This is a genomic window from Streptococcus pseudopneumoniae, assembly GCF_001073085.1.
In the GTDB taxonomy this organism is placed as follows: domain Bacteria; phylum Bacillota; class Bacilli; order Lactobacillales; family Streptococcaceae; genus Streptococcus; species Streptococcus pseudopneumoniae_M.
In genome coordinates, this window is sequence record NZ_JVFV01000011.1 from 1 (window position 1) to 5,449 (window position 5,449).

Here is a 5,449-nt window from a genome sequence, read left to right on the forward strand (position 1 = left end):
AGCTAAGCGACTTCCTTATCTCACAGGGGGCAACCCCCAACTACTTCCGGCGTTCTAGGGCTTAACTTCTGTGTTCGGCATGGGTACAGGTGTATCTCCTAGGCTATCGTCACTTAACTTTGAGTAATACCTACTCAAAATTGAATATCTATCAAATCTCAAGAAAACCTTAACACTTCGTATTCTCAGTTACTTTGGATAAGTCCTCGAGCTATTAGTATTAGTCCGCTACATGTGTCGCCACACTTCCACTTCTAACCTATCTACCTGATCATCTCTCAGGGCTCTTACTGATATATAATCATGGGAAATCTCATCTTGAGGTGGGTTTCACACTTAGATGCTTTCAGCGTTTATCCCTTCCCTACATAGCTACCCAGCGATGCCTTTGGCAAGACAACTGGTACACCAGCGGTAAGTCCACTCTGGTCCTCTCGTACTAGGAGCAGATCCTCTCAAATTTCCTACGCCCGCGACGGATAGGGACCGAACTGTCTCACGACGTTCTGAACCCAGCTCGCGTGCCGCTTTAATGGGCGAACAGCCCAACCCTTGGGACCGACTACAGCCCCAGGATGCGACGAGCCGACATCGAGGTGCCAAACCTCCCCGTCGATGTGAACTCTTGGGGGAGATAAGCCTGTTATCCCCAGGGTAGCTTTTATCCGTTGAGCGATGGCCCTTCCATACGGAACCACCGGATCACTAAGCCCGACTTTCGTCCCTGCTCGAGTTGTTGCTCTCGCAGTCAAGCTCCCTTATACCTTTACACTCTGCGAATGATTTCCAACCATTCTGAGGGAACCTTTGGGCGCCTCCGTTACCTTTTAGGAGGCGACCGCCCCAGTCAAACTGCCCGTCAGACACTGTCTCCGATAGGGATCACCTATCTGGGTTAGAGTGGCCATAACACAAGGGTAGTATCCCAACAGCGTCTCCTTCGAAACTGGCGTCCCGATCTCTTAGACTCCTACCTATCCTGTACATGTGGTACAGACACTCAATATCAAACTGCAGTAAAGCTCCATGGGGTCTTTCCGTCCTGTCGCGGGTAACCTGCATCTTCACAGGTACTAAAATTTCACCGAGTCTCTCGTTGAGACAGTGCCCAAATCATTACGCCTTTCGTGCGGGTCGGAACTTACCCGACAAGGAATTTCGCTACCTTAGGACCGTTATAGTTACGGCCGCCGTTTACTGGGGCTTCAATTCATACCTTCGAGTTACCTCTAAGCACTCCTCTTAACCTTCCAGCACCGGGCAGGCGTCACCCCCTATACATCATCTTACGATTTAGCAGAGAGCTGTGTTTTTGATAAACAGTTGCTTGGGCCTATTCACTGCGGCTGACATATGTCAGCACCCCTTCTCCCGAAGTTACGGGGTCATTTTGCCGAGTTCCTTAACGAGAGTTCTCTCGCTCACCTGAGGCTACTCGCCTCGACTACCTGTGTCGGTTTGCGGTACGGGTAGAGTATGTTTAAACGCTAGAAGCTTTTCTTGGCAGTGTGACGTCACTAACTTCGCTACTAAACTTCGCTCCCCATCACAGCTCAATGTTATAGAACTAAGCATTTAACTCAATTCACACCTCACTGCTTAGACAGACACTTCCAATCGTCTGCTTTAGTTAGCCTACTGCGTCCCTCCATCACTACATACTCTAGTACAGGAATATCAACCTGTTGTCCATCGGATACACCTTTCGGTCTCTCCTTAGGTCCCGACTAACCCAGGGCGGACGAGCCTTCCCCTGGAAACCTTAGTCTTACGGTGGACAGGATTCTCACCTGTCTTTCGCTACTCATACCGGCATTCTCACTTCTATGCGTTCCAGCGCTCCTCACGGTACACCTTCACCACACATAGAACGCTCTCCTACCATACCTATAAAGGTATCCACAGCTTCGGTAAATTGTTTTAGCCCCGGTACATTTTCGGCGCAGGGTCACTCGACTAGTGAGCTATTACGCACTCTTTGAATGAATAGCTGCTTCTAAGCTAACATCCTAGTTGTCTGTGCAACCCCACATCCTTTTCCACTTAACAATTATTTTGGGACCTTAGCTGGTGGTCTGGGCTGTTTCCCTTTCGACTACGGATCTTAGCACTCGCAGTCTGACTGCCGACCATAATTCATTGGCATTCGGAGTTTATCTGAGATTGGTAATCCGGGATGGACCCCTCACCCAAACAGTGCTCTACCTCCAAGAATCTCTAATGTCGACGCTAGCCCTAAAGCTATTTCGGAGAGAACCAGCTATCTCCAAGTTCGTTTGGAATTTCTCCGCTACCCACAAGTCATCCAAGCACTTTTCAACGTGCCCTGGTTCGGTCCTCCAGTGCGTCTTACCGCACCTTCAACCTGCTCATGGGTAGGTCACATGGTTTCGGGTCTACGACATAATACTAAAGCGCCCTTTTCAGACTCGGTTTCCCTACGGCTCCGTCTCTTCAACTTAACCTCGCATCATATCGTAACTCGCCGGTTCATTCTACAAAAGGCACGCTCTCACCCATTAACGGGCTCGAACTTGTTGTAGGCACACGGTTTCAGGTTCTATTTCACTCCCCTCCCGGGGTGCTTTTCACCTTTCCCTCACGGTACTGGTTCACTATCGGTCACTAGGGAGTATTTAGGGTTGGGAGATGGTCCTCCCAGATTCCGACGGGATTTCACGTGTCCCGCCGTACTCAGGATACTGCTAGGTACAAAGACTATTTTGAATACGAGGCTTTCACTCTCTTTGGCTGATCTTCCCAAATCATTCTCCTATAATCTTTGAGTCCACATTGCAGTCCTACAACCCCGAAGAGTAAACTCTTCGGTTTGCCCTTCTGCCGTTTCGCTCGCCGCTACTAAGGCAATCGCTTTTGCTTTCTCTTCCTGCAGCTACTTAGATGTTTCAGTTCACTGCGTCTTCCTCCTCATATCCTTAACAGATATGGGTAACAGGTAGTACCTGTTGGGTTCCCCCATTCGGAAATCCCTGGATCATCGCTTACTTACAGCTACCCAAGGCATATCGTCGTTTGTCACGTCCTTCTTCGGCTCCTAGTGCCAAGGCATCCACCGTGCGCCCTTATTAACTTAACCTTATTTTTTTGACCTTTCAGTCATAAACTCTTTATTAATACTACAGCGTTTTCGGTTTATTTTCTTGTTACTATTTGATATAGATATTCAATTTTCAATGTGCATTACTTGGTGATCTCTCACCAATGGAGCCTAGCGGGATCGAACCGCTGACCTCCTGCGTGCAAAGCAGGCGCTCTCCCAGCTGAGCTAAGGCCCCACAAGACCTCTCAAGACTAAACAAGACCAATGTGCATTCCTTATCCTTAGAAAGGAGGTGATCCAGCCGCACCTTCCGATACGGCTACCTTGTTACGACTTCACCCCAATCATCTATCCCACCTTAGGCGGCTGGCTCCTATAAGGTTACCTCACCGACTTCGGGTGTTACAAACTCTCGTGGTGTGACGGGCGGTGTGTACAAGGCCCGGGAACGTATTCACCGCGGCGTGCTGATCCGCGATTACTAGCGATTCCGACTTCATGTAGGCGAGTTGCAGCCTACAATCCGAACTGAGACTGGCTTTAAGAGATTAGCTTGTCGTCACCGACTTGCGACTCGTTGTACCAGCCATTGTAGCACGTGTGTAGCCCAGGTCATAAGGGGCATGATGATTTGACGTCATCCCCACCTTCCTCCGGTTTATTACCGGCAGTCTCGCTAGAGTGCCCAACTGAATGATGGCAACTAACAATAGGGGTTGCGCTCGTTGCGGGACTTAACCCAACATCTCACGACACGAGCTGACGACAACCATGCACCACCTGTCACCTCTGTCCCGAAGGAAAACTCTATCTCTAGAGCGGTCAGAGGGATGTCAAGACCTGGTAAGGTTCTTCGCGTTGCTTCGAATTAAACCACATGCTCCACCGCTTGTGCGGGCCCCCGTCAATTCCTTTGAGTTTCAACCTTGCGGTCGTACTCCCCAGGCGGAGTGCTTAATGCGTTAGCTACGGCACTAAACCCCGGAAAGGGTCTAACACCTAGCACTCATCGTTTACGGCGTGGACTACCAGGGTATCTAATCCTGTTTGCTCCCCACGCTTTCGAGCCTCAGCGTCAGTTACAAGCCAGAGAGCCGCTTTCGCCACCGGTGTTCCTCCATATATCTACGCATTTCACCGCTACACATGGAATTCCACTCTCCCCTCTTGCACTCAAGTTAAACAGTTTCCAAAGCGTACTATGGTTAAGCCACAGCCTTTAACTTCAGACTTATCTAACCGCCTGCGCTCGCTTTACGCCCAATAAATCCGGACAACGCTCGGGACCTACGTATTACCGCGGCTGCTGGCACGTAGTTAGCCGTCCCTTTCTGGTAAGATACCGTCACAGTGTGAACTTTCCACTCTCACACTCGTTCTTCTCTTACAACAGAGCTTTACGATCCGAAAACCTTCTTCACTCACGCGGCGTTGCTCGGTCAGACTTCCGTCCATTGCCGAAGATTCCCTACTGCTGCCTCCCGTAGGAGTCTGGGCCGTGTCTCAGTCCCAGTGTGGCCGATCACCCTCTCAGGTCGGCTATGTATCGTCGCCTTGGTGAGCCGTTACTTCACCAACTAGCTAATACAACGCAGGTCCATCTGGTAGTGATGCATTTGCACCTTTCAAGCAGATATCATGCAATATCTACTGTTATGCGGTATTAGCTATCGTTTCCAATAGTTATCCCCCGCTACCAGGCAGGTTACCTACGCGTTACTCACCCGTTCGCAACTCATCCGGAGAAGCAAGCTCCTCCTTCAGCGTTCTACTTGCATGTATTAGGCACGCCGCCAGCGTTCGTCCTGAGCCAGGATCAAACTCTCATTAAAAGTTTGAGTTCTCACTCATTTCTGTCACTGACAGATTTATTGTTTTTTTCATTGTTCAGTACTACAACTTCAGTTGTAGTGCCCTGCACATTGGTTCGTCTTGTTCAGTTTTCAAAGGTCTTTGTCACTCACTTCTCTCAAGTGACAACTATATTAGTATATCACAGCCGCTTTCGCTTGTCAACACTTTTTTGAAACTTTTTTTAATTTTTTTCATCTAGTGTTTCATCTGTAACATACCATAGTCCGTACGGGATTCGAACCCGTGTTACCGCCGTGAAAAGGCGGTGTCTTAACCCCTTGACCAACGGACCAGAGTTGTTATTTTCAACTCTTACTATTATACCGACTTTTCTTACTTTGTCAACACCTTTTTTTAACTTTTTTTCAATTCTACTGAATTACTTCCTTTAGCTCTTTCAGTAAAGCTTTGCGGCCCTTGAAACGTTCATCTGCCCAGAGGCGTTCATAGTCTTCTTGCTTATCTTGTGGTAATTTTCTTCTATAACTATCCAACAATTCATGAAGGGCGTAGTAATCATCCAGCCACAATCCT

General features: G+C 48.8%; 2 tRNA genes and 3 rRNA genes. All 5 read right to left on the reverse strand.

Annotated elements, in window-relative coordinates:
• Window position 1 precedes the first annotated feature (1 nt).
• The 5 genes from rrf to ADH90_RS01800 all read right to left on the reverse strand — a co-directional run bounded on the left by rrf (window position 2) and on the right by ADH90_RS01800 (window position 5,207).
• Window positions 2–117 (reverse strand): 5S ribosomal RNA (rrf, locus tag ADH90_RS01780).
• A 77-nt stretch (window positions 118–194) separates the two neighbouring features.
• Window positions 195–3,097 (reverse strand): 23S ribosomal RNA (locus ADH90_RS01785).
• Between the two features lie 126 nt (window positions 3,098–3,223).
• Window positions 3,224–3,296 (reverse strand) — tRNA-Ala (locus ADH90_RS01790).
• 50 nt (window positions 3,297–3,346) lie between these two features.
• Window positions 3,347–4,893 (reverse strand): 16S ribosomal RNA (locus ADH90_RS01795).
• The 16S, 23S and 5S rRNA genes sit together here with 2 tRNA genes alongside, the layout of an rRNA operon.
• Window positions 4,894–5,135: 242 nt before the next feature.
• Window positions 5,136–5,207 (reverse strand) — tRNA-Glu (locus ADH90_RS01800).
• Window positions 5,208–5,449 lie beyond the last annotated feature (242 nt).